This window comes from Methylosinus sp. H3A (assembly GCF_015709455.1).
In the GTDB taxonomy this organism is placed as follows: domain Bacteria; phylum Pseudomonadota; class Alphaproteobacteria; order Rhizobiales; family Beijerinckiaceae; genus Methylosinus.
Genome location: NZ_JADNQW010000005.1, coordinates 2,208,205 through 2,230,266, shown reverse-complemented (window position 1 = coordinate 2,230,266; position 22,062 = coordinate 2,208,205). Strand labels below are relative to the sequence as shown.

The window sequence follows — 22,062 nt, the reverse complement described above, 5'->3', positions numbered from 1 at the left end:
TTAAGCCAGTTCCGGCCGGCCTTCGGTCGTCTGGCGAGTTCAGCCACGAATTTTCGGCTTGCTGCGCTTGAGAAGCTCGGCGGGTTCAACGCCGAACGCGTCAGCGATCCGCCCTATAATGCTCACCCTCGCTGACACATTGGCGCGCTCGATCGCACCGACATAGCGGGAACTCAGCTGCGCCTTCTCGGCAAGCGCTTCCTGCGTCCATTTCCTGGCGTTACGCAGGCGACGCACATTTGTCGCTATGACCTCCTCGATTTCCATCGTGGCATGGAAGCCGAGTCAAGAACGTTCATTCCAGGAACAAACATTCCTATTCGTCGGCGACCATGCTACGCTCAGCCTCTGCTGAACCTGTGAGTCTGCATTCCCCGCGAACAACGCGATGCGCCGATTGCATCACCGTCGGAATAGAGCTGCAACCAATCCTGGGATATAATCCTGCGATCCCGCCATGAATTCGCCGGCATAGAGCGACAGGCAGGTCCGCAATGAGCACGCCAGCCTTCGAAGATCGTCCGCCTCTCACCGAGCACGTGAACGCCTACGACGAACGTCACCTCACGACCTACCTGCGACTGCTGGACGCCGCCGAAGAAGGCGCCGATTGGCGCGAGGTCGTCGCGGTGATTGTCGGGATCGATCCGGATCGCGAGCCGGAACGGGCGAAGATCATCCATGAGAGCCATTTGGCCAGAGCGAGATGGATGTCCGCAGCCGGCTATCGGCAGCTTTTGGGCGCGCGCCCGCAATAGGCTCTCTTCTCGCCTGCCATAAAAAGGTCATGGGCGCTCGCGGCACGCGATGCAACCCTTTGGGCTAGTTTTGGCTCTGCCATTCAGGGATCGTCGAAGTCGCCGCTCGAGCTACGAGGCCAAGCCGAGGAGCGCTTCATGCCCACGAATTTCTGGAAATCTCCCGATTCCATCAAGCAATTGAACAACCTGGACCCTTCCGGTTTTGCGCTCGAATTCCTGCGCCGGAATCCGAAATATCGCCAGGATTATTGCGAGACGCTGAGGCGGATCGAACGCGGCGCCGTCGACGAAGCGACCGCGCTTTCGAGCCTCGCGCGTCGCTGGGGGTTGCAGTTTCGCCCATTACCCGGAAACTCCGGCAGGAACGGAGCCGGTACTTTGGCTCCCTGAGATCGACCCCGGCACGCTGATCATCGCTTCGGCGCCGCCCCGCTTCGCAGCGAACGGAACCTTTGATCCGACCGCCTTCGGCGCCATCGTCGCGGATAAGTCCGACGATGGCGGAAGGCGGCTCGTCGTCGGCGGCGCCCTAGGCGACATTCATGTCTGGATTAACGAAGGCGCACCGAGCCGTCCCGCGATCATCTTGCCACTCGACGCGTCGCTCGAAATCCGGCTCGAAGTCGCGTCGCGATTCGTTCGTCTCCTTCAAGGCGGCGCCGCAGGGCCGCTTCCTCGCGCTCTTCAATTGACCGCGCAGCGCCGCGCGCGTCTCATCCTGTTGCTGCACGTGCTGGATTTCCGGCTCGGCGGCGCGGGGCCACGCGACATCGCCGCGTCCCTGATCGACGCCGAGGACGCTGCGCTTCCCGCCATCGAGTGGAAGAGCTCGGCGACGCGCCGCAAGGCGAACCGCCTTATCCACGATTCCATCGCGCTGATGAACGGCGGCTACAAGCGGCTGCTGCGCGGCCGCTGACGGCCCTTCCACCTTCTCCGTCTCCTGCACATCCCGGCGTGCGTCTCGCCGAAGGGGGACACGGACCGGCCTCAAAACTTCGTCCTCCCCCTGCGCTTCTCTTCTCCGCCACGGTGATCTCGAAACGCCGCGACCTCCCTGCGGCGCACCTCGCCGCTACGGAGGCGTCTCTTGCGCGACAAATCACCCGAAGGCGCCACGCGCTTCGTCCGGACGCATGAAGCCGCACGAATGCTCAGCCTCTCCGCGCGCACGCTCGAAAAATACCGCTGTCACGGCGCCGGCCCGACGTTCCGCAAGCTCGGCGGCCGTGTCGTCTACGCGATCGAGGACATCCAGGCCTGGGCCGACGGCGCCGCCTGCCGCTCCACGTCCGATCCGCAATATGTCGAAGCGCGCGACGCCGTCCGCGTCGACACCGGCGTGCGCATCGCCCGCCTGAACTCCCACCGCTGAGGCGACGCCGCCATGTCGCGCCGCCTCCCCGTCACCTCGAGCGAGCGAAGCCGGCTCCACCCCTTCGTCATCGCGACGGGGGACGCGTCGCCGCGCGATCAGCGCGATCTCATGGAGCGGCCCTTCTTTTCGCTCGCCAAGGCAAAGCGCACGGCCCCGATCCTCTACGAGGCGGCCGGCGCGCGCGTGGAAGTCTTCGCCATGCCCGAGCACGGCATGGCGACCATATGGGACGCCGACGTGCTGATTTGGGCGGCGAGCCAGATTGTCGAGGCCGAGAACCAGGGCCTCACGACCTCCCGCTTTCTGCGCTTCACGCCCTATCAGCTCCTCAAGGCCGTCGGACGCGCGACCGGCGCCCGCGATTACAAGCTCCTGAAGGGCGCGCTCACCCGCCTGCAATCGACGGCCATCTCCACCACCATTCGCAACGGCGAGCACTGGCGCCGCAGCCAGTTCTCCTGGATCAACGAATGGGAGGAGTGCGTGACGCGCGACGGCCGCGTCGAAGGCATGGAACTCGTTCTCCCGGAATGGTTCTACCGCGGCGTCATCGACCGATCGCTCGTGCTCGCCATCGACCCTGCCTATTTCCGGCTGACGGGCGGCGTCGAGCGCTGGCTCTATCGCGTCGCCCGCAAGCACGCCGGCCGCCAGAAGCAGGGCTGGACCTTCGACATCCCGCATCTGCATCAAAAATCCGGCAGCCTCGCGAGGCTCAGGGATTTCGCGATCGACATCCGGCTCATCGTGTGCCGGCAGTCGCTGCCCGGCTATCGCCTGCGGATCGAGCACGAGGGCCGGCACGAGCTGCTGCACATCCTGCCGATCGACTTATCCACAGCCCCTGTGGATAAACCTGTGGAAACACTCGGGACTTCGGGCGCGCATGGTATCGGGACTTCGGGCGCGGCCCTATCGGGACTTCGGGCGCGCGGAGGGCAGCTAACCCTCTGGCCCGAAGAAAAAATCCGCGCTGCTAACTTAGAGTCTAACTTTTGTTTGCGCCCGGCGACGGTGGAAAACTCATCGGAGCGTTCCCGCACACCGAAACTTCCGTCTGAAAAGACAACACCTGATACGACTTTCCGTAAATCCGGCTTTACGGACGATGCGACTTCCGAAGCGCCTCTTCCTTTCGTCGAAAGCGAAGGACGCGCGTCATGATCGTCGCGCTGCTCAACCAGAAGGGCGGCGTCGGCAAGACGACGCTCGCCCTGCATCTCGCCGGCGAATGGGCTCGGCAGGGAAAGCGCGTCACGCTGATCGACGCCGATCCTCAGGGCTCGGCGTTGGACTGGTCACAGCAGCGAGCGCGCGAGAATCTCCCTCGGCTGTTCACAGTCGTCGGCCTGCCGCGCGACACGCTCCATCGTGAAGCGCCCGAGCTGGCGCGTGGCGTCGACCATCTCGTCATCGATGGTCCGCCGCGCGTCGCCGGCCTGATGCGGTCTGCGCTGCTCGCCGCCGATCTTGCGCTGATCCCGGTGCAGCCATCGCCCTTCGACGGCTGGGCGTCTGCCGAGATGCTGGCTCTGCTCGGCGAGGCGCGCATCTATCGCCCGCAGCTCGCCGCCCGTTTCGTCCTGAATCGCTACGCCGCGCGCACCGTCATCGCGCGCGAAACGGTCGAGACGCTTGCCGATCACGATCCGCCCGCGCTCTCCGCCACCATCGGTCAACGCATCGCCTTCGCCGACGCCGCGCAGACTGGCCGTCTCGTCTCAGAGTTCGCCGACGATACGCCGGCGGCGCGCGAGATCGTCGCGCTCGCGGCCGAGGTCGGGAGGATCGCGCCATGACGATCTTCGCCGATGTGGAGGACGATCCCTCGTCGTTCCATGACGGAGGCGCCGCATGAACGAGCGCCCTGCAAAGCGCGGTTTCGCGGCGCGTCCCGGCGATGCCGAGGACTGGATCAAATCGGCAGACGCTCCCGCCCGGCGCGCGAACGACGCCAGCGGATTCACCGCACGCCTGACGATCGACGTCACGCCGACGCAGCGCGGCCGCATCAAGGTCGCCGCTTTTCGGCGCGGCGTCACCGTCGCCGACATGCTGCGCGACCTGCTCGCACGTGAATTTCCCGACGATCCCGGAGAGACATCATGAACGACAACGAGCCGCAATCCGCTCGCGTCGAAGCGCCGCCGCATCGCGGCGCCGCGCCTCTCACCCATGTCGAGCTGACATGGATCGAGAAGAAGATCGAGTTCCGGATTCGCTTCGGCCATCGCGCGGCGGATAAGATTCTCGACCGCCGCCGCCGCATCGCCAGCTTTGCGCCCGGCAGCATCTTCTGCTTCGTCCGATGGGCGTCGAACGACTATGGCACGGTGATTTCGCGGATGGACATCGTACGCGCCGTCGGAGCCGGCGAGCGCTATCAGACACTGCCCTTCGTGCGGCCCGGCGGCGAAATTCTGCTGCGCGTCGACGCCTGGCCGAGGGTCGAGCGAGCGCTCCAGACGATCGACGCCATAGAGGCGATCGGCGTCGATCCGGCCGACGCATCGCCCGACTATTGGCGGCATTTGCATAACCGTCTCGCCGTCGGCGACGAGCCGCGCGCCTACACGCGCGAACAGCATGACGCCTGGCTGAAGCGCCGGAGCGTCGCGCCATGACCCGCCTCAGCTATGTCACGGCGACGCTCTCCTCTGTGCTGCTGATCGGCGGCCAGTCCCTGGTTCCTGTCACGCCATGGCTCGTCTGGAACGCCACGGCGAGCACGCCGACGGGGCTCTATGCGCTTCAGGCCACGGGCCGACTCCGCGCTATGCAGTTGGTGGCAGTCCGCCCGCCGGAACCCATCGCGAGCTTCCTTGCCGACGGCGGCTTCCTGCCGAAAGGCGTGCTGCTTCTGAAGCATGTCTTGGCGCTCCCCGGACAGACGGTGTGCCGCGCCGGCTCCGTCGTCACGATCGATCGCGTCGACGTCGGCACAGCGCGAGATCGCGACCATCTCGGTCGTCTTCTGCCGAGCTGGAGCGGCTGCCGAACGCTGCGGGTGGGCGAGGTCTTCCTCATGAATCCGACCATTCAGGACAGCCTCGACGGGCGTTACTTCGGTCCTTTCCCCGCCCCATCGATCGTCGCTCGCGCGGTTCCAATCTGGACCGATGAAGAAGGCGACGGCCGCTTCGTCTGGCGCGCCGCCGTCGAGTGATCCGTACGTTTTTACCGACCATGGAGAATTCCGATGACGCAGATCGGTCGATTCACCCGCACCAAGTCAGGCTATTCGGGCGCCATCCACACGCTGTCGCTCGACGCCCAGATCGTTCTCGTTCCCTCCGACCATGGCATCACGGAGAACGCGCCGGACTACCGCATCCTGCTCGGCGATGACGAAGGGCCGGAGATCGGAGCGGCGTGGAAGCGCATCGGCGAGAAGGCCGGCGACTATGTGTCGTTGCTCCTCGACGATCCTGCCCTGACGCAGCCGATCCGCGCCAATTTGTTCCAATCGAACGAAGACAAGGCGAGCTGGATTCTGCACTGGACCCGACTCCAGAAGCGCAACGAGCGGGACTGACAATATGCGTCCCGCACTCCCGCTCATGATCAAATCGGACCGCCTGAACCGGGCCTGCACGCGCGCGCGATTCACGCTCCTTCTCCTTATCGGCCTCGTTCCGGCCTGCACACTGGGCGGACTCCTGCCCGCAAAGGCAGCTCCGATCGAGCGCCCGACCGATGGCGATCCCTATGCCGTCCATGTCGCAGAGGCGGCGCGGCGCTTCGGCATTCCCGCGGCATGGATCCGTGCCGTCATGAAGATCGAAAGCCGCGCCCAGCGAGACGCCGTCTCACCCAAAGGCGCGATGGGGCTCATGCAGATCATGCCCGACACCTGGTCGGAGCTGCGCGCCCGTTACGCTCTTGCCGGAGACCCTTTCGACCCGCGCGACAACATCCACGCCGGCGCGGCCTATCTCCGCGAGTTGCACGAGCGCTACGGCTCGCCGGCCTTCCTCGCGGCCTATAATGCGGGACCGCGCCGCTACGAGGATTATCGCGACGGGCGCCGGTCGCTGCCATCCGAGACCGCCGCCTATGTCGCGGCGCTCGCCCCTCTCATCGAGGGAAATGACAACGCTCGACCCGCCATTCGCTCCCTCTCTGGTCTGTCGCTCTGGACGACGGCGCCGCTGTTCGTCGGGAAGAACGACAGCCATCGCGCCCTCAATTATCCGACGGAAATTCGTACAGCGACCGACACGACGGCTATCGCCGCCACGCGCGATCGGTCCGCCATCGCGCCTCGCTCCGACGGCCTGTTCGTCGCGCTCTCGACGACGGAGCGCACGCAATGAACCTGCATCGCATCTGCCGTCGGACTGCCGACCTTTGTGCATCGACGGCCCACATCGCCGTCATTCGCCCGGCGTTGAAAGCGCGCAGACGCATTGTGAGCGCCATTCACGACCGCTTCGTATGCCAGCGTTTCAGAGCGCAATGTCGCGAAGAGAGAACGGCGGAAGATAATTCAACGCAGAACACGACCGCACGAAGGCGAGATAAAAGCGCCTGCCACGCCGGCAGACAAGTCGCTGTCGCGACTCGTCTTTCGTCGGGCAGGTCGGTCGGTCGTTGGCAGGTTTCAGCAAATTCTCGTGAAATCACAAGGCCTCGACCTGCACACTACGTTTTCGCAGCCGCCGTTCGCCTCGGCGAGGCGCTCCGATGAGCCGGGAGGAGAACGACTTCCGCGTCCGGCCGGGACGGGTCCGCACGACCCGGGCGCCGAAGCCGAAGAGCTTCGTCGCTGAGGTTCTGAAAGCCGCACGCAAAGCCGGACCTGCGACGCCGCATAGCGGCGGGCGATCGGCTGCCGCCGGCGGCTCCACCTTCGGGCGCGGGCGCGCCGCCTTCGGCCGCGCCCGCCTCTTCGATCCCGGCCGCCGCGTCGTCGTCAAGGTGCGCGTCGTGCGCCACACGGGCCGCCGCTTTCGATCGGCGCCGCTGTCCGCGCATTTTTCCTATCTGAAGCGCGAAGGCGTCAGCCGCGACGGAGAGAAGGGCATGATGTTCGATGTCGCGAACGACCAGGCCGACGATCGGGCCTTCGCCGAGCGAAGCGATGGCGACCGGCATCATTTCCGGTTCATCGTCTCGCCCGAGGACGCCGGCGAGATGACCGATCTCAAAGCCTTCACCCGCGACCTGGCCGGGCGGATGGAGGCCGATCTCGGAACGAAGCTCGACTGGGTCGCCGTCGATCATTGGAACACCGACAACCCGCATATCCATCTGCTGGTGCGCGGCGTGGACGAGACAGGCGCCGATCTCGTCATCGCCCGCGATTACATCAGCCGCGGCCTGCGCTCGCGCGCGGAAGACCTCGTCGCCGTCGAGCTCGGACCGCGCCCCGAACATGCGATCCGCTCTGCGCTCGAGCGCGAGGTCGACGCCGATCGCTGGACGCGGCTCGACGCCGCCATCCGCTACGCCGCCGACGAGACCGGTCTGATCGATCTGCGCCCGGCCAGTCCTGGTCCAGACGATCCCGAATTGCGCCGCCTAATGGTCGGCCGCGTCCAGAAGCTCGAGCGAATGGGGCTCGCCGCCTCCGCCGGTCCCGGCCGATGGGTGATCGGACTGGAAGCCGAAGGAACGCTGCGCGATCTCGGAATGCGCGGCGACATCATCAAGACGATGCACCGCGCCTTCACCGAGCGTGGCCAGGACCGCGGCGTCGGTGACTATGCCATCGTTGCGGCGCCTTCGGAGTCGCCGGTCCTCGGCCGGCTCGTCGACAAGGGACTGCACGACGAGCTGAGCGGAGAAGCCTATGCCGTGATCGACGGGACCGACGGCCGCGCCCATCATGTCCGCTTCCGCGGCGTCGAGGCGTTCGAACATGCCCCGCCGATCGGCGGCGTCGTCGAGGTGCGGCGCTTCGGCGGCGCCGACGATCCGCAGCCGACGCTCGTCCTGGCGACGCGCTCGGACTTCGATCTCGACCGCCAGATCGGCGCGTCTGGGGCGACATGGCTCGATCACCGTCTCATCGAGCGCACGCCGACGCCGCTGGCGATGGGTGGATTCGGCGGCGAGGTCCGCGCGGCCATGAAAGCGCGCGCCGAACATCTCATCGCCGAAGGACTGGCGCAGCGCCGAGGGGGCCAGGTCATTTTCCAGCGCGACCTGCTCGCGACGTTGCGCGGCCGCGAGCTGAGTGACGTAGCCGCGAAGCTCTCGGCGGAGACCGGCCTTCCGCACACGCTGGCCGCCGCCGGCAATCAGGTCTCCGGCGTCTATCGTCAGCGCCTCGTGCTCGCCTCCGGGCGCTTCGCCATGATCGACGACGGTCTCGGCTTCCAGCTCGTGCCCTGGGCGCCCGCGCTCGAGAAAAAGCTCGGCCAGCATGTCTCCGGGACCGCCCGAGATGGCGGCGGCATCGAATGGAACATCGGTCGAAAGCACGGCTTGGGCTTGTGACGACCGGCGAGCATCGATCGCCGGTCCACGGCGCCATTATTTTTTCGCTTCAGTTCGCCACGCCACGATCGCAACGCGAACATGCTTGAATGCGCTCGGACCGCGTCTTTGTCTCGACGCCTCGCTCTGTTCGAATGGAGGCGTCCATGTCCGCGACCAGGATTCTCTGGGGTCAGATCCTCGTCATATCGCTCATCGTGCTGACGACGATATGGGCGGCGACCGAATGGACAGCCTGGCGCCTCGGCTTCCAGCAGCAGCTCGGATATCCCTGGTTCGAGTTCGCCCATTTCCCTTTCTATCCGCCGCCCGCCTTCTTCTGGTGGTGGTATGCCTTCGACGCTTACGCGCCGACGATCTTCGTCGAAGGCGGCTATATCGCGGCCTCGGCTGGACCACTCTCGATCGCGGCCGCGATCGCCATGTCGATCTGGCGCGCGCGCGAGGCCGACGACGCCGAGACCTATGGGTCCGCACGCTGGGCGCGGCTCGACGAGATGAAGATTGCCGGCCTGCTCGGCCACGACGGTGTCATGCTCGGCCGGCATGAGACCTCGTATCTGCGGCACGACGGGCCGGAGCATGTCCTCTGCTTCGCCCCGACCCGATCCGGAAAGGGCGTGGGCCTCGTCGTGCCGACGTTGCTCACCTGGCCGGGCTCGGCCATCGTCCACGACATCAAGGGCGAGAACTGGCAGCTCACCGCCGGCTTTCGCGCGCAACACGGCCGCGTGCTGCTGTTCGATCCGACCAATGGCGACTCGTCCGCCTATAATCCGCTGCTCGAAGTGCGCAGGGGCGAGTGGGAAGTCCGCGACGTGCAGAATGTCGCCGACGTGCTGGTCGACCCGGAAGGATCGCTCGAGCGCCGGAACCATTGGGAGAAGACGAGCCACTCCCTTCTGGTCGGCGCCATCCTCCACGTCCTCTACGCCGAAGCCGATAAGACGCTCGCCGGCGTCGCCGCCTTCCTGTCCGATCCGAACCGGCCGATCGAGACGACCTTGTGGGCGATGATGACCACGCGCCATCTCGGCGACGCCGGACCGCACCCCGTCGTCGCCTCGGCGGCGCGCGAGCTGATCAACAAATCCGACAATGAGCGTTCGGGCGTCCTCAGCACCGCCATGTCGTTCCTCGGACTGTATCGCGATCCGGTCGTCGCGAGAGTGACCCGCCAATGCGACTGGCGGATCGCCGATCTCGTGTCCGACCCGCGTCCGGCCACGCTCTACCTCGTGGTGCCGCCATCCGACATCAGTAGAACCAAACCGCTGATCCGACTCGTGCTCAATCAGATTGGTCGACGCCTGACCGAGGAACTGCGCCCCACGGGCCGCCGTCACCGCATGCTGCTGATGCTCGACGAATTCCCCGCGCTCGGACGGCTCGACTTCTTCGAGAGCGCTCTGGCCTTCATGGCGGGCTATCGCATCAAGAGCTTCCTGATCGCGCAATCCCTCAACCAGATCGAGAAGGCCTATGGGGCGAATAATTCCATCCTCGACAATTGTCATGTCCGCGTGTCTTTCGCCACCAATGACGAGCGCACCGCGAAGCGGGTGAGCGATGCGCTCGGCGCCGCGACCGAGATGAAGGCTATGAAGAACTATGCCGGCCATCGGCTTTCGCCTTGGCTCGGTCATTTGATGGTGTCGCGCTCCGAGACGGCGCGCCCGCTGCTCACCCCCGGCGAGATCATGCAGCTTCCGCCATCCGACGAAATCGTCATGATGTCGGGCCTGCATCCGATCCGCGCGAAGAAGGTGCGCTATTATGAGGACCGCCGCTTCGCTGAGCGGATTATGCCGCCGCCGAAAGAGGCGTCTCACGCGCCTCGGCTGGACGACTGGTCGGCTCTCCCGGTCCAACGCCCGGCAAGCGACCTCCTCGCGCGGTCGTCGGCCGAGGACGAGGCCAATGGCGGGTTGCGACGCGAGCCGGAGCTGCCCGACCATGTCGCGATCGTGAAAGAGACGAGGCCGTCACGGGATACGAACGAATTCGCCATCATCGATGATACGCCTGAGCAGGCCGCGCGCCAGCAAGCAATCATCCGGCAGCGCATGGGCGGCCTCGCCCGCCAGGGCGCGATGGACCCGGCCGACGGCCTCGATCTGTAGGAGGCGATGATGCGCGACCGCCTCAATGTTTCGCTTCCCATGGAGATGATCGCGAGGATCAACGAACTTGCCGCGCAGAAACGTCTGACGCGCTCCGCCATTGTAGAGGCTGCGGTCGCATCCTTTCTGTCGCCGGACGGCGCAGATCGCATGGAGGCCGCCTTCACGCGGCGGCTGGACCGGCTGACGCGTCAGGTTCAACGCCTCGAACGCAACAGCGGGCTCACGACCGAAGCGCTCGCGTTGTTCGTTCGCTTCTGGCTGACCGTCACGCCGCCCTTGCCGCCGGAGGCCCAGGCCAGCGCCCAGGTGAAAGGGCGCGAGCGCTACGAAGGCTTCATTGAGGCGTTGGGACGACGACTCAGTCAGGGACGGACATTGCTCGACGAGATTCCGAAAGACATGCTCCGCACGGAGCGAGTCGACGAGAAGGCGATCCCGCGCGAATAAGAAGCAAGTATTTTTTCGCTGGGCTACGACGGACTGCTACGACGACAAAAGCCTTGTTGATTACTCCGGCTCCTTGCCTTTTCTAATCATCCCCGCGGCCGATCGCCCTCACGCGATCGACTGAAGCGGGGGCGGGTTTGACGGCATCTCTTCTCCATTCGCAGGCTTACGCGCGCGGCGCGCGCATGCTGCGCACCGCGCTCGGAGCGGCCGTCGCGAGTTTTCTCGAAGATCCGTCCGTCGTCGAGGTGATGCTCAATCCCGACGGCCGTCTCTGGATCGACAAATTGTCGAGCGGCCTCGAGGATAGCGGTTGCAGAATGTCGGCGGCTGATGGCGAGCGCATCGTGCGGCTCGTCGCCCATCATGTCGGCGCCGAGGTTCATCCGGGCTCGCCGCGAGTCTCGGCGGAACTGCCCGAGACGGGAGAGAGATTCGAAGGCCTTCTCCCTCCCGTCGTGGCGGCGCCCGCCTTCGCGATCCGAAAGCCTGCCGTCGCTGTGTTCACGCTCGACGACTACGCGTGCGCCGGGATCATGACGTCAGGTCAAGCCGACGCGCTGCGAAAGGCCGTCGCGGACCGCAAGAACATTCTCGTCGTCGGCGGCACGTCCACCGGCAAGACGACGCTCGCCAATGCGCTGCTCGCCGAGATCGCGAATACGGCCGATCGCGTCGTGCTGATCGAGGACACGCGCGAGCTGCAATGCCGCGCCCCCAATCTCGTCGCTCTTCGCACGAAGGACGGCATCGTCTCCCTCTCCGATCTCGTGCGCTCGTCGCTTCGACTTCGGCCCGATCGCATTCCGATCGGCGAGGTTCGCGGCGCCGAAGCCCTCGATCTGCTGAAAGCCTGGGGCACGGGACATCCGGGCGGCATCGCCACCATTCACGCCGGCACGGCGCTGGGGGCGCTGCGCCGTCTCGAGCAGCTCATTCAGGAAGCGGTGATCACCGTGCCGCGCGCGCTGATTGCCGAAACCATCGATGTCATCGCCGTTCTTCAGGGCCGCGGCGGCGAGCGGCGCCTCGCCGAGCTCGCGATCGTCGACGGCCTCGATCCATCCACCGGCGATTACCGAGTCCTTTCGATCGCTGCACATGTCGCAGGAGACCAATCATGACGCCCTTTGCTCCGAATAGCCGATCTGGCCGCCGTATCGCCATTCTCGCCGCCATCGTCGCCTGCTCGGTGATCTCTTCTTCTTCGGCCCTGGCCTCGGGCTCGTCGATGCCATGGGAGACGCCGCTCAACCAAATTCTCGAATCCATCCAGGGCCCGGTCGCCAAGATCATCTCGGTCATCATCATCACGGTGACCGGCCTCACGCTCGCCTTCGGCGACACGTCGGGCGGCTTCCGCCGTCTGATCCAGATCGTCTTTGGCCTGTCGATCGCTTTCGCCGCCAGCTCCTTCTTTCTTTCCTTCTTCTCCTTCTCCGGCGGAGCGCTGATCTGATGAACGGCTTCAACAGCGCCGAGGACGTCCCCGGCTTCTTCGTCCCCGTGCATCGGGCGCTGACCGATCCGATCCTCCTCGGCGGCGCGCCACGAGCGGTCGCCATCGCCAATGGCACGCTCGCCGCGGCGATCGCGCTCGGCCTTCGCCTTTGGCTTCCCGGCGCTCTGTTCTGGGCTGTCAGCCACAGCGCCGCGGTCTGGGCCGCGAAGCGCGATCCGCAATTCGTCGAGGTCGTGCGCCGACATCTGCGCTATCCCGCTTATCTCGGTGTGTGAGGCCCCCATGCTGAACCTCGCTGAATATCGCGGCCGCCCGACGAGCCTCGCGGACTTCTTGCCCTGGGCCGCCCTCGTCGCCGAAGGCGCCGTCCTCAACAAGGACGGCTCGTTTCAGCGCACCGCGCGCTTCCGCGGACCCGATCTCGACAGCGCGACGCCGGCCGAGCTCGTCGGCGTGACCGCTCGCCTCAACAATGCGCTGCGCCGCCTCGGCTCCGGCTGGGCCATTTTCGTCGAAGCCGATCGGGCGCCGGCGCAGCATTATCCGCACGATCGCTTTCCCGATGCGGCTTCTGCGCTCGTCGACCTCGAGCGACAGAACGCCTTCGAGGAAGCCGGCGCGCATTTCGAGAGCCAGTATTTCCTGACGCTCCTCTGGCTGCCGCCGGAGGAGGACGCGTCGCGCGCCGAGAATTGGCTCTATGAAGGCCGCACGCAAGATGGCGTCGATCCGTGGGAGCTGCTGCGCGGCTTCGTCGATCGCAGCAATCGCGTGCTGCAATTGGTCGAGAGCTTCATGCCCGAGGCGGAATGGCTCGACGATGGCGAGACGCTGACCTTCCTGCATTCGACCATCTCGACACGCCGGCAGCGCGTCCGTGTCCCGGAAACGCCGATGCATCTCGACGCGCTGCTCGTCGACGAGCCGCTCACCGGCGGCCTGGAGCCGCGGCTCGGAAACGCGCATCTGCGCATTCTGACAATCGTCGGCTTTCCGAGCGTGACCCATCCGGGCATTCTCGACGAGCTCAATCGTCTCGCCTTCCCCTATCGCTGGTCCACGCGCGCGATCCTGCTCGACAAGACCGAGGCCGTTCGGCTCCTGACAAAAATCCGGCGGCAGTGGTTCGCCAAACGCAAATCCGTCGCCGCCATCATCAAGGAGGTGATGACCAACGAAGCGTCGACCCTCGTCGACTCCGACGCGGCGAACAAGGCCGCCGACGCCGATGTCGCGCTGCAAGAACTCGGCGCCGACGATGTCGGCGAAGCCTATGTGACCGCCACTGTCGCCGTCTGGGACGAAGACCCGGCGATTGCGACGGAAAGGCTGCGCCTCGTCGAGAAGGCGATCCAGGGCCGCGACTTCACCTGCATCGCCGAAGGCGTGAATGCGGTCGAAGCCTGGCTCGGCTCTCTTCCCGGTCACGCCTACGCCAATGTCCGCCAGCCGCCGATCTCGACGCTCAATCTCGCCCATATGATTCCGCTCTCCGCCATCTGGGCGGGAGCAGACAGAGACGAGCATCTTCGCGCGTCTCCCTTGCTGTTCGGCAAGACCGAGGGCTCGACGCCCTTCCGCTTCTCGATGCACGTCGGCGACGTCGGCCATACGCTGATCGTCGGTCCGACCGGCGCCGGCAAATCCGTGCTGCTGGCGCTCATGGCGATGCAGTTTCGCCGCTATGCTCGCGCGCAAATCTTCGCCTTCGATTTCGGCGGCTCGATCCGCGCGGCGGCGCTCGCCTGCGGCGGCGATTGGCACGATCTCGGCGGCGGCCTGTCGGCAGGTTCCGAAGATAGCGTGTCGCTCCAGCCCCTCGCCCGCATCGACGACGCGGCCGAGCGCGCCTGGGCGGCGGAATGGGTAGCCGCAATCCTCGCCAAGGAAGGCGCCGCCATCGACCCGACGGCGAAAGAGCATATCTGGTCGGCGCTCACCTCGCTCGCCTCTTCACCGCCCGGTGAACGCTCGCTCACCGGTCTCGCCGTCCTGCTCCAATCGACCCTCCTGAAGCAGGCGCTTCAGCCCTATTGCGTGGACGGTCCCTTCGGCCGGCTGCTCGACGCTGAGGAAGAGCGTTTCGGATATTCCAACTTTCAGGCTTTCGAAACGGAGGGTCTCATCGGCGCGGGCGCGGCCGCAGCCGTCCTCACCTATCTTTTTCATCGTCTCGAGCAGCGGTTAGACGGTCGTCCGACCTTGCTCGTCATCGATGAGGGCTGGCTCGTCCTCGACGATCCCGCTTTCGCGCGCCAGCTGCGCGAATGGCTCAAGACCCTACGGAAGAAGAACGCTTCCGTCGTCTTCGCCACGCAGTCGCTCTCCGACATCGACAATAGCCCGATCGCGCCGGCGATCGTCGAGAGCTGTCCGACCCGCATCTTCCTCCCGAACGAGCGCGCGATCGAGCCGCAGATCACCGCGATCTATCGCCGCTTCGGCCTCAACGATCGCCAGATTGAGATCATCGCCCGCGCGACACCCAAGCGCGACTATTACTGCCAATCGCGACGCGGCAATCGCCTTTTCGAATTGGGGCTCGGGCCGATCGGCCTCGCCTTCTGCGCCGCCTCCTCCAAGACCGATCACGCCACGATCGAGCGCATCCTCGCAGAGCATGGGACGGACGGCTTTCTCCGCGCCTGGCTGATCGAGCGCGGCCTCGAATGGGCGGCCGACCTCATCCCCGACCTCACCAATCTGGAGTTTTGCTGATGGGCGCTCGTTCTCCTCGCCACGCCGCCCTGTTCGGCGCCGCAGCTCTGTCCGTATTGCTCGTCGCCGACCCCGTGCCCGCGCAGATCGTCGTCTACGATCCGACCAATTTCTCGCAGAACGTGCTCACCGCCGCGCGTGAGCTGCAGCAGGTCAATAATCAGGTCCAGAGCCTCGCCAATGAGGCCCAGATGCTGACCAATCAGGCGCGCAATCTCGCAAGCCTGCCGCTCTCGACCTTGAACCAGCTCCAGATGACGATCCAGAAGACGCAGTCGCTGCTCGCCCAGGCGCAGCACATTGCCTTCGATGTCCAGCAGATCGAATCCGCCTTCTCGACGACCTATGGTTCGGCGTCGAGCAGCGGCTCAAGTTCGGCGCTCTTCGCCACGGCGCAGACCCGCTGGCGCAATTCCGTCGCGGCCTTCGAGGATTCCTTGAAGGTGCAGGCTGGCGTCGTCGGCAATATCTCGAGCAATGGCTCCGCCATGTCGTCGCTGACCTCCGCGAGCCAGACGGCGACCGGCGCGCTGCAGGCGGCGCAGGCCGGGAATCAGCTGCTCGCGCTGCAATCGCAGCAGCTCTCCGATCTCGTCGCCGTGGTCGCGGCGAAGAGCCGCGCCGATGCACTCGAGCAATCACGCATCACGGCCACGGAGTCACAAGGACAGGAGCAATATCGGCGCTTTTCGACCCGCTCCGGCTATCAGCCGGGCAATGTCACCATGTTCCACGGCAATTGAGGCGCCGCCATGGAACGATGGGACATATGGCGCGCCGGCGCGATCCTCATTCTGATCGCAACATTGATTGCGACGCTCTCCGCGATCGATCTCGATGCGCCTGCGCCGATCATCCGTGACGCCGGCGCTGCCTTCGTCAACGATCCAGACGATCTTTCCGCCGAGCTGCGCCGATGCGGCGCGCTCGCGCTCCAGGATGCCGAAGACCAGCGCTGCGAGGCGGTCTGGACGGAGAACCGCCGCCGCTTCTTCGGCAGGCCGGCGCGGCCGACGCCTCCCACGGCCGCGCCGGCCACATCTATATCAAAAGGCGCCGCGCAATGAACAATGTCGGCGTCATCGACTCCTTCCTCAACACCTTCACGACCTATATCGATTCCGGCTTCGGCCTGTTGAAGGGCGATGTCGCTTATCTCTCCTCGACGCTGATCGCGATCGACATCACGCTCGCTGGCCTGTTCTGGGCCTGGGGCGCCGACGAGGACGTGATCCAGAGGCTCGTGAGGAAGACGCTCTATATCGGCTTCTTCGCCTTCCTCATCACCAATTTCAACAAGCTTTCGGGAATCGTCTTCAATAGCTTCGCGGGCGTCGGCCTCAAGGCCGGCGGCTCGTCGGTGTCGACCGCCGATTTCCTGCGGCCCGGCCGTCTCGCCCAGGTCGGCCTCGACGCCAGCCAGCCGCTGCTCGACGCGGCGAGCCAGATGATGGGCTTTGCGTCCTTCTTCGCCAATTTCGTTCAGATCGCCGTGCTGATGATCTCCTGGCTGCTGATCATCATCGCCTTCTTCATTCTCGCCGTGCAGCTCTTCGTCACGCTGATCGAGTTCAAGCTGACGACGCTCGCCGGTTTCGTGCTCATTCCCTTCGCGCTCTTCAACAAGACCGCCTTTCTCGCCGAGAAGGTGCTCGGCAATATCGTCGCCTCGGGCGTGAAGGTGATGACGCTCGCCGTCATCGTCGGCATCGGCTCTGGGCTCTTCTCGCAATTCACGACGAGCTACGGCGGCGAGCAGCCGACGATCGAGCAGACGCTCTCCGTCGTGCTGGCCGCGCTCGCCATGCTCGGCCTCGGAATATTCGGGCCCGGCATCGCCACCGGCCTCGTCTCCGGCGCGCCGCAGCTCGGCGCCGGCGCGGCGGTCGGAACCGGCGTCGCCGTCGCGGGCGCCGGAATGGTCGGAGGCGCGGCGCTCGGCCTCGCCGGGAGGGGAGCGACGGCCGCCGCCTCGGGAGCCGCCGCCACCGCGCGCGGCGGGGCGAGGCTCGCCGGAGGAGCGGCGTCGGCCTATGCGCTCGGCTCGGCCGGCGAGTCGGGGTCCTCCGCTGTCGCCGCCGGACTCGCCGGTGTTGGCAAAGCGGCGGGCGCAGTCGCAGCGGCACCCTTCCGGCGCGCGGCCGCTCGCGCTACGAGCTCCCTTGCCGAGAACTATTCCGCCGGCGCCCGCGCCGCCTTCGCCGCGACGGGCGGCTCGTCGACCACAGGCGCGGTCGGCGACGGCGCGACAGGCGGTTCGCCCGGGAATGCGCCGCCCGCCTGGGCGCGGCGCATGAAGCGCAATCAACTCGCGAGCCACGGCGCGACGACCGCCGCGCATGTCATTCAGTCCGGCGACAGCCACGGCGGCGGCCATTCCGTCGATCTCTCACAACAGGAATAGACCATGTTCCGACGCGCCTCGGTGCGCTATGGCCGCACGCCCGAACCGGAGACGCCCTATCAGAGAGCCGCGCAAGTCTGGGACGAGCGCATCGGTTCGGCGCGCGTCCAGGCGAAGAACTGGCGGCTGATGGCCTTCGGCTCGCTGCTCTTCTCCTGTGGCCTGACGGCCGGTCTCGTCTGGCAGGCGACGCATGGGACCGTCGTCCCCTGGGTCGTTCAAATCGACCAGCTCGGCGAGGCGCGCGCCATCGCGCCGGCGACGGCCGATTACACGCCGTCCGATCCGCAGATCGCCTGGTATCTCGCCCGCTTCATCAAGGATGTGCGCGCCGCACCGGCCGATCCGGTCGTCGTCCGACAGAGCTGGCTGCAGGCCTACGATTTCACGACGACCGCGGGCGCCGCCGCGCTCAACGATTACGCCCGCGCCAATGATCCATTCGCCAAGCTCGGCAAGCAGCAGATCGCCGTCGACGTCTCCAGCGTCATTCGCGCCTCGATCGACTCGTTCCGCGTCGCCTGGATCGAGCGCCGCTATCAGGACGGCGCGCTCGCCGACACGACCCGATGGACGGCGATCCTCACGATCATCATCCAGCCGCCGACCGATGCCGATCGCCTCCGCAAAAATCCTCTCGGAGTCTACGTCAACGCCATCAACTGGTCCAAGGAGCTCGGACAATGACCCGGCCGAATTTTTTGAATGCCGGCGATCCGGCTTCGCGCGTTGGCGTGAACGTGCGCTTCCGGAAAGAAGGAAGCACGTCTTTCCGTAAAGCCGGTTTTGCGATTCTCCTTATCTCCGTGCCCTCGCTCGTCGGATGCGCGAAATTCATTCCGCCGGACATCGATTACGACGACGCGGCGCCGGCGCGGCTCTCCGCCGATCCGCCGTCACCGGTGAAAATCGTCACCCTCGCCAAGCCGCTTCCTTTGCCGGGCCAATTGAAGCCGCTGCACGCCGGCAAGGCGCCGCCCGAGCCCGCCGATCCGGCCGTACGCGTCAATCAGGCCAACGCCGCCGCCCGTGTGCAGCCGGTGCGCGACGGTTTCATCAACGCCGTGCAGGTCTATCCCTTCTCGGGCGGCGCGCTCTATCAGGTCTATGCGGCGCCGGGACAGATCACCGACGTCGCCCTGCAGGAGGGCGAGCAGCTCGTCGGTTCGGGACCGGTTGCGGCAGGCGACACCGTGCGCTGGATCATCGGCGACACGGAGAGCGGCGTCGGCTCGACGAAAAAGATCCACATCCTCGTCAAGCCGACGCGGCCCGACCTCGTCACCAATCTCGTCGTCAACACCGATCGGCGCACCTATCTGCTCGAGCTGCGATCGACCGAGAAGACCTATATGGCCTCGGTCTCCTGGCAATATCCCGAGGACCAGCTCATCGCCTTGCGCCGTCAGAACGCGGTCGCCGAATCCGCCGCGCCGATCGCGACGGGCGTCGACGTCTCCGCGCTGAATTTCCGCTATGCGATCCAGGGCGACAATCCCGCCTGGCGGCCGCTGCGCGCCTTCGACGATGGATCGAAGGTCTATATCGAATTCCCGACCGGCATTCGCCAGGGCGAGACGCCGCCGCTCTTCGTCATCGGCCCAGCCGGCGGATCGGAGCTGGTCAATTATCGCGTAAGCCGCAATTACTACATCGTCGATCGCCTCTTCGCCGCCGCCGAGCTCCGTCTCGGCGATGCGGACAGCGAGCGGCGCGTGCGCATCGTCCGCACCGACGGAAGGCCGCGTTCATGACTCCGGACGGGAATGACGACAAGTTCGGCTCGTCGCCGCCGATCACGCCGGACCTTCGCCTCCGAGGCGAACGTCCCCGCGTGACGCGGCTGTCGCGCAAGGTGCTGATCGGCATGGCGAGCGTCGCGGCCCTCGCGATCGCCGGCGCGCTCGGCTACGCGCTGCAGCCGCGCGACAGAAGCGGCGCGGCCCAGGAGCTCTACAACACGCAGAACCGTCCTGCCGCCGACGGCCTCGCGAACCTGCCCAAGGACTATACCGGATTGCCGCGCCCGGCGCCGCTGCTCGGGCCGCCTCTGCCGGGCGATCTCGGGCGGCCCATTCTGAATGCTGGCGCGGCCGGCAATACGACGATCGTCGGCGCATCGGCTTCCGATCCCGAAGCGCAGCGCCGCGCACAGGAGGTCGAGGCCGCACGCGTGAGCCGGCTCTTCGCTCAGACGAACGAGCGCGAGAGGTCGATCACCCCGATCGTTCCGACAACGATTTCCGCGACCGACGCAGGCGCTACCGCTGCGCCGTCAGTCGACGCCGGCTCCGCGCAGAACATGCAGGACCGCAAGACCGCTTTTCTGACTGCGTCGACCGATAGGCAGACCGTCAGTCCCGATCGGCTCACAAAGCTTGCGTCGCCTTACGTCGTCCAGGCTGGCACTGTCATCCCGGCCGCGCTCATCACCGGCCTCCGCTCCGATCTGCCGGGGCAGATCACCGCCCAGGTGACCGAAGCGGTCTACGACAGTCCCACGGGGAAGTTTCTGCTCATTCCGCAAGGCGCGAAGCTCATCGGCCAATACGACAGCTCCGTCGCGTACGGCCAAAAGCGCGTGCTTCTCGCCTGGACACGGCTCATCATGCCCAATGGAGCCTCGATCGTGCTGGAGCGACAGCCCGGCGCCGACGTGGCAGGCTACGCCGGCCTCGAGGACGAGGTCGACAATCATTGGGACATGCTGATCAAGGGAGCCGCGCTCTCGACGCTGCTCAGCATCGGCGCCGAAGCGGGAACCACAGGCAGCGAGAGCAGCCTCATCCAGGCGATCCGCCGCGGCGGCTCCAACAGCGCGAGCCAGACCGGGCAATTGCTCATTCAACGCCAGCTCAATGTCCAGCCCACTCTCACCATCCGGCCGGGTTTCCCCGTCCGTGTGCTCGTGACACGAGATCTTCTATTGGCTCCATACAAGGAAGGAACGGCGCCGTGACGAAATTGAAGCTCGGTCCGCTCGCCGACGACAAGCCCGTCAAAATCACCGTCGAGATTCCCGCGTCTCTGCATCGCGATCTCACCGCCTATGCGGACGCGCTCGGCAAAGCCAATGGGCAAAACATCGCCGATCCGCTCAAGCTGATCGTTCCCATGCTTCAGCGCTTCATCGCGACCGACAGAGCCTTCGCGAAGACTCGGACGTGTCCGAAACCTCAACCCGATGTCGCGGAAACCGAAAGGTCGGGATAGCGGGCGCGCAACAGATCGAGAAATGGCTGCAGCATCGGACTGCTGTTCGTCTCTTTCCAATAGGCCGCAAACTGAAGCCGCATTTGCCCACAGTCGCCATGCAGCTCGCGATGGGCAACTCCGGGGCAGATGAAGCCGACGGCGCCTTCGAGCAGTGGCGCGACGCCATAGCCCGCGCCGACGAGGCTCAGCAGCCTGTCGAGGCTGACATCCTGATAGCTGATACGCAAAGAACCCGAGCCGCCGGCCTTCACGCTCAGCAATTGCTCGAGCTCGGAATCGACGCCGCTCCGCGTCAGCAATATCCGATTGTCGCAAAGCTCCCGCCATTGGATCGCTGGCCGATTATTGAGCGGGTGATTTTCCTGAACGGCAACGACGACCCGTTCGCCCCAGAGCGGCAGAACGCGGTCGTTCCACCTTCCGCCACCGGAGGTCAATATGGCGACGTCTATCGCGCCGGCGGCGAGCTCGCCGAGCAATCCCTCCTTGGCGCCGTCGACCAAGAGAATATCCGCATCCGCGATCTGGCGGCGCAATTCCGCGAGCGTCTCCCGCAGATTGCCCGCTGAGAGCGACGAGCAAATCCCTATTCGCAATGGCCTGCGTCCGCCGTTGCGTCGCGTTTTGAATGTGAGGAAGAGGCGGTCCGCTTCGTCGACGATGGGCCGCGCCAAATCCAGAAATTCGCGACCGACCGGTGTGAGCTTCGTTCCGCCGGTCGTGCGCTCGAACAAGTCCACACCGAGCTCACATTCGAGATCATGCAATCGACGGCTGAGGGTGGATTGACGCGTGTTCAGCGTCTCCGCCGCTTGCCGGAGGCTTCGATGCCGCGAGGCGACAAGGGCCCATTTCAGATCTCGAAGCTCCGAATTCACCTGAAAAGCCCGGTTTCACAAGCTGATTTCCAGAATCGGATACGGCGACGACAGGGCGCCATCAGCCGTTCTAATGTTTCCTACTTCATTGAAATTAAATGGCCTTTTCAAGGCCGCCGATCAAACGGCTATCGCTTTGCAAGCTATAGGTTTTTCGACGAACGGACCCGATTCCTCCGTAATCGATGAGCCGTCCCGAACAGCCCGACGCATCTGTGGCGCGAGGCC

At 65.6% G+C, this 22,062-nt stretch carries 27 protein-coding genes; 25 read left to right on the top strand and 2 right to left on the bottom strand.

Going from position 1 to position 22,062, the window contains the following annotated elements:
* Positions 1 to 39: 39 nt before the first annotated feature.
* Positions 40 to 267: a helix-turn-helix domain-containing protein gene (locus IY145_RS13535; RefSeq protein WP_196408687.1), complete on the bottom strand. Its 228-nt coding sequence runs from the start codon at positions 265 to 267 to the stop codon at positions 40 to 42.
* 227 nt (positions 268 to 494) lie between these two features.
* On the opposite strand from IY145_RS13535, the gene IY145_RS13530 reads away from it, so the two are divergent.
* From IY145_RS13530 to IY145_RS13410, 25 genes are all read left to right on the top strand, one after another.
* A complete protein-coding gene (locus IY145_RS13530) occupies positions 495 to 758 on the top strand; it encodes a DNA -binding domain-containing protein (RefSeq protein WP_210332668.1) in 264 nt (87 codons plus the stop codon).
* Between the two features lie 138 nt (positions 759 to 896).
* Positions 897 to 1,151 (top strand): transcriptional regulator domain-containing protein, encoded by a 255-nt coding sequence (locus IY145_RS13525; RefSeq protein WP_196408686.1) that lies wholly within the window; start codon positions 897 to 899, stop codon positions 1,149 to 1,151.
* 1 nt (position 1,152) lies between these two features.
* A complete protein-coding gene (locus tag IY145_RS26585) occupies positions 1,153 to 1,680 on the top strand; it encodes a DUF2285 domain-containing protein (protein WP_409455326.1) in 528 nt (175 codons plus the stop codon).
* A 231-nt stretch (positions 1,681 to 1,911) separates the two neighbouring features.
* Positions 1,912 to 2,136, top strand: coding sequence for an AlpA family transcriptional regulator (locus tag IY145_RS13515; RefSeq protein ID WP_246722304.1), 225 nt, complete (start codon positions 1,912 to 1,914; stop codon positions 2,134 to 2,136).
* A 12-nt stretch (positions 2,137 to 2,148) separates the two neighbouring features.
* Complete coding sequence (locus IY145_RS13510) at positions 2,149 to 3,303, top strand: replication initiator protein A (protein ID WP_196408684.1); 1,155 nt, start codon at positions 2,149 to 2,151, stop codon at positions 3,301 to 3,303.
* Entirely contained in the window at positions 3,300 to 3,938 is a 639-nt protein-coding gene (gene parA / locus IY145_RS13505; protein ID WP_196408683.1) for a ParA family partition ATPase, read from the top strand. Before IY145_RS13510 ends, parA begins: the two co-directional genes overlap by 4 nt.
* A 55-nt stretch (positions 3,939 to 3,993) precedes the next feature.
* Positions 3,994 to 4,248: a hypothetical protein gene (locus tag IY145_RS13500; protein WP_196408682.1), complete on the top strand. Its 255-nt coding sequence runs from the start codon at positions 3,994 to 3,996 to the stop codon at positions 4,246 to 4,248.
* Positions 4,245 to 4,763: a DUF2840 domain-containing protein gene (locus tag IY145_RS13495; protein WP_196408681.1), complete on the top strand. Its 519-nt coding sequence runs from the start codon at positions 4,245 to 4,247 to the stop codon at positions 4,761 to 4,763. Before IY145_RS13500 ends, IY145_RS13495 begins: the two co-directional genes overlap by 4 nt.
* Positions 4,760 to 5,305 (top strand): S26 family signal peptidase, encoded by a 546-nt coding sequence (locus IY145_RS13490; protein ID WP_196408680.1) that lies wholly within the window; start codon positions 4,760 to 4,762, stop codon positions 5,303 to 5,305. The genes IY145_RS13495 and IY145_RS13490 overlap by 4 nt, the downstream gene beginning before the upstream one ends.
* 33 nt (positions 5,306 to 5,338) lie before the next feature.
* Positions 5,339 to 5,674 (top strand): DUF736 domain-containing protein, encoded by a 336-nt coding sequence (locus IY145_RS13485; protein ID WP_196408679.1) that lies wholly within the window; start codon positions 5,339 to 5,341, stop codon positions 5,672 to 5,674.
* A 4-nt stretch (positions 5,675 to 5,678) separates the two neighbouring features.
* Positions 5,679 to 6,455 carry a lytic transglycosylase domain-containing protein gene (locus IY145_RS13480; RefSeq protein WP_196408678.1) on the top strand — a complete coding sequence of 259 codons (777 nt, stop codon included), beginning with the start codon at positions 5,679 to 5,681 and terminating at the stop codon, positions 6,453 to 6,455.
* 370 nt (positions 6,456 to 6,825) lie between these two features.
* Positions 6,826 to 8,583: a DUF3363 domain-containing protein gene (locus tag IY145_RS13475; protein WP_196408677.1), complete on the top strand. Its 1,758-nt coding sequence runs from the start codon at positions 6,826 to 6,828 to the stop codon at positions 8,581 to 8,583.
* Between the two features lie 146 nt (positions 8,584 to 8,729).
* On the top strand, positions 8,730 to 10,706 hold the full coding sequence (locus IY145_RS13470) for a conjugal transfer protein TraG (protein ID WP_196408676.1): 1,977 nt from the start codon (positions 8,730 to 8,732) through the stop codon (positions 10,704 to 10,706).
* A gap of 9 nt (positions 10,707 to 10,715) precedes the next feature.
* Positions 10,716 to 11,156: a ribbon-helix-helix protein, CopG family gene (locus tag IY145_RS13465; protein WP_196408675.1), complete on the top strand. Its 441-nt coding sequence runs from the start codon at positions 10,716 to 10,718 to the stop codon at positions 11,154 to 11,156.
* 137 nt (positions 11,157 to 11,293) lie between these two features.
* Positions 11,294 to 12,280, top strand: a complete 987-nt coding sequence (gene trbB, locus IY145_RS13460) for a P-type conjugative transfer ATPase TrbB (RefSeq protein ID WP_196408674.1) — start codon at positions 11,294 to 11,296, stop codon at positions 12,278 to 12,280.
* The gene (locus IY145_RS13455; protein WP_196408673.1) at positions 12,277 to 12,615 is read left to right on the top strand and encodes a TrbC/VirB2 family protein; all 339 of its coding nucleotides are present in this window, start codon (positions 12,277 to 12,279) and stop codon (positions 12,613 to 12,615) included. The genes trbB and IY145_RS13455 overlap by 4 nt, the downstream gene beginning before the upstream one ends.
* Positions 12,615 to 12,893: a VirB3 family type IV secretion system protein gene (locus IY145_RS13450; RefSeq protein WP_196408672.1), complete on the top strand. Its 279-nt coding sequence runs from the start codon at positions 12,615 to 12,617 to the stop codon at positions 12,891 to 12,893. Before IY145_RS13455 ends, IY145_RS13450 begins: the two co-directional genes overlap by 1 nt.
* Positions 12,894 to 12,900: 7 nt before the next feature.
* Positions 12,901 to 15,336 carry a conjugal transfer protein TrbE gene (trbE, locus tag IY145_RS13445; protein WP_196408671.1) on the top strand — a complete coding sequence of 812 codons (2,436 nt, stop codon included), beginning with the start codon at positions 12,901 to 12,903 and terminating at the stop codon, positions 15,334 to 15,336.
* A complete protein-coding gene (gene trbJ / locus IY145_RS13440) occupies positions 15,336 to 16,079 on the top strand; it encodes a P-type conjugative transfer protein TrbJ (RefSeq protein ID WP_196408670.1) in 744 nt (247 codons plus the stop codon). The genes trbE and trbJ overlap by 1 nt, the downstream gene beginning before the upstream one ends.
* A 9-nt stretch (positions 16,080 to 16,088) precedes the next feature.
* Complete coding sequence (gene trbK-alt, locus IY145_RS13435) at positions 16,089 to 16,403, top strand: putative entry exclusion protein TrbK-alt (RefSeq protein ID WP_196408669.1); 315 nt, start codon at positions 16,089 to 16,091, stop codon at positions 16,401 to 16,403.
* Entirely contained in the window at positions 16,400 to 17,740 is a 1,341-nt protein-coding gene (gene trbL / locus IY145_RS13430) for a P-type conjugative transfer protein TrbL (protein WP_196408668.1), read from the top strand. Before trbK-alt ends, trbL begins: the two co-directional genes overlap by 4 nt.
* Before the next feature lie 3 nt (positions 17,741 to 17,743).
* On the top strand, positions 17,744 to 18,427 hold the full coding sequence (gene trbF / locus IY145_RS13425) for a conjugal transfer protein TrbF (RefSeq protein WP_196408667.1): 684 nt from the start codon (positions 17,744 to 17,746) through the stop codon (positions 18,425 to 18,427).
* Positions 18,424 to 19,494, top strand: coding sequence for a P-type conjugative transfer protein TrbG (trbG, locus tag IY145_RS13420; protein ID WP_196408666.1), 1,071 nt, complete (start codon positions 18,424 to 18,426; stop codon positions 19,492 to 19,494). Before trbF ends, trbG begins: the two co-directional genes overlap by 4 nt.
* Positions 19,491 to 20,699, top strand: a complete 1,209-nt coding sequence (locus IY145_RS13415; protein WP_196408665.1) for a TrbI/VirB10 family protein — start codon at positions 19,491 to 19,493, stop codon at positions 20,697 to 20,699. The genes trbG and IY145_RS13415 overlap by 4 nt, the downstream gene beginning before the upstream one ends.
* Complete coding sequence (locus IY145_RS13410; protein ID WP_196408664.1) at positions 20,696 to 20,953, top strand: DUF2274 domain-containing protein; 258 nt, start codon at positions 20,696 to 20,698, stop codon at positions 20,951 to 20,953. The genes IY145_RS13415 and IY145_RS13410 overlap by 4 nt, the downstream gene beginning before the upstream one ends.
* On the opposite strand, the gene IY145_RS13405 is transcribed toward IY145_RS13410, so the two are convergent.
* Positions 20,917 to 21,834: a LysR family transcriptional regulator gene (locus IY145_RS13405; protein ID WP_196408663.1), complete on the bottom strand. Its 918-nt coding sequence runs from the start codon at positions 21,832 to 21,834 to the stop codon at positions 20,917 to 20,919. The genes IY145_RS13410 and IY145_RS13405 overlap by 37 nt on opposite strands.
* Positions 21,835 to 22,062 lie beyond the last annotated feature (228 nt).

Bases quoted from the DNA above. Each gene is read 5' to 3' on its own strand.
- IY145_RS13535 (WP_196408687.1), bottom strand. From the start codon at position 267: ATGGAAATCGAGGAGGTCATAGCGACAAATGTGCGTCGCCTGCGTAAC.
- IY145_RS13530 (WP_210332668.1), top strand. From the start codon at position 495: ATGAGCACGCCAGCCTTCGAAGATCGTCCGCCTCTCACCGAGCACGTG.
- IY145_RS13525 (WP_196408686.1), top strand. From the start codon at position 897: ATGCCCACGAATTTCTGGAAATCTCCCGATTCCATCAAGCAATTGAAC.
- IY145_RS13515 (WP_246722304.1), top strand. From the start codon at position 1,912: ATGCTCAGCCTCTCCGCGCGCACGCTCGAAAAATACCGCTGTCACGGC.
- IY145_RS13510 (WP_196408684.1), top strand. From the start codon at position 2,149: ATGTCGCGCCGCCTCCCCGTCACCTCGAGCGAGCGAAGCCGGCTCCAC.
- parA (WP_196408683.1), top strand. From the start codon at position 3,300: ATGATCGTCGCGCTGCTCAACCAGAAGGGCGGCGTCGGCAAGACGACG.
- IY145_RS13500 (WP_196408682.1), top strand. From the start codon at position 3,994: ATGAACGAGCGCCCTGCAAAGCGCGGTTTCGCGGCGCGTCCCGGCGAT.
- IY145_RS13495 (WP_196408681.1), top strand. From the start codon at position 4,245: ATGAACGACAACGAGCCGCAATCCGCTCGCGTCGAAGCGCCGCCGCAT.
- IY145_RS13490 (WP_196408680.1), top strand. From the start codon at position 4,760: ATGACCCGCCTCAGCTATGTCACGGCGACGCTCTCCTCTGTGCTGCTG.
- IY145_RS13485 (WP_196408679.1), top strand. From the start codon at position 5,339: ATGACGCAGATCGGTCGATTCACCCGCACCAAGTCAGGCTATTCGGGC.
- IY145_RS13480 (WP_196408678.1), top strand. From the start codon at position 5,679: ATGCGTCCCGCACTCCCGCTCATGATCAAATCGGACCGCCTGAACCGG.
- IY145_RS13475 (WP_196408677.1), top strand. From the start codon at position 6,826: ATGAGCCGGGAGGAGAACGACTTCCGCGTCCGGCCGGGACGGGTCCGC.
- IY145_RS13470 (WP_196408676.1), top strand. From the start codon at position 8,730: ATGTCCGCGACCAGGATTCTCTGGGGTCAGATCCTCGTCATATCGCTC.
- IY145_RS13465 (WP_196408675.1), top strand. From the start codon at position 10,716: ATGCGCGACCGCCTCAATGTTTCGCTTCCCATGGAGATGATCGCGAGG.
- IY145_RS13455 (WP_196408673.1), top strand. From the start codon at position 12,277: ATGACGCCCTTTGCTCCGAATAGCCGATCTGGCCGCCGTATCGCCATT.
- IY145_RS13450 (WP_196408672.1), top strand. From the start codon at position 12,615: ATGAACGGCTTCAACAGCGCCGAGGACGTCCCCGGCTTCTTCGTCCCC.
- trbE (WP_196408671.1), top strand. From the start codon at position 12,901: ATGCTGAACCTCGCTGAATATCGCGGCCGCCCGACGAGCCTCGCGGAC.
- trbJ (WP_196408670.1), top strand. From the start codon at position 15,336: ATGGGCGCTCGTTCTCCTCGCCACGCCGCCCTGTTCGGCGCCGCAGCT.
- trbK-alt (WP_196408669.1), top strand. From the start codon at position 16,089: ATGGAACGATGGGACATATGGCGCGCCGGCGCGATCCTCATTCTGATC.
- trbL (WP_196408668.1), top strand. From the start codon at position 16,400: ATGAACAATGTCGGCGTCATCGACTCCTTCCTCAACACCTTCACGACC.
- trbF (WP_196408667.1), top strand. From the start codon at position 17,744: ATGTTCCGACGCGCCTCGGTGCGCTATGGCCGCACGCCCGAACCGGAG.
- trbG (WP_196408666.1), top strand. From the start codon at position 18,424: ATGACCCGGCCGAATTTTTTGAATGCCGGCGATCCGGCTTCGCGCGTT.
- IY145_RS13415 (WP_196408665.1), top strand. From the start codon at position 19,491: ATGACTCCGGACGGGAATGACGACAAGTTCGGCTCGTCGCCGCCGATC.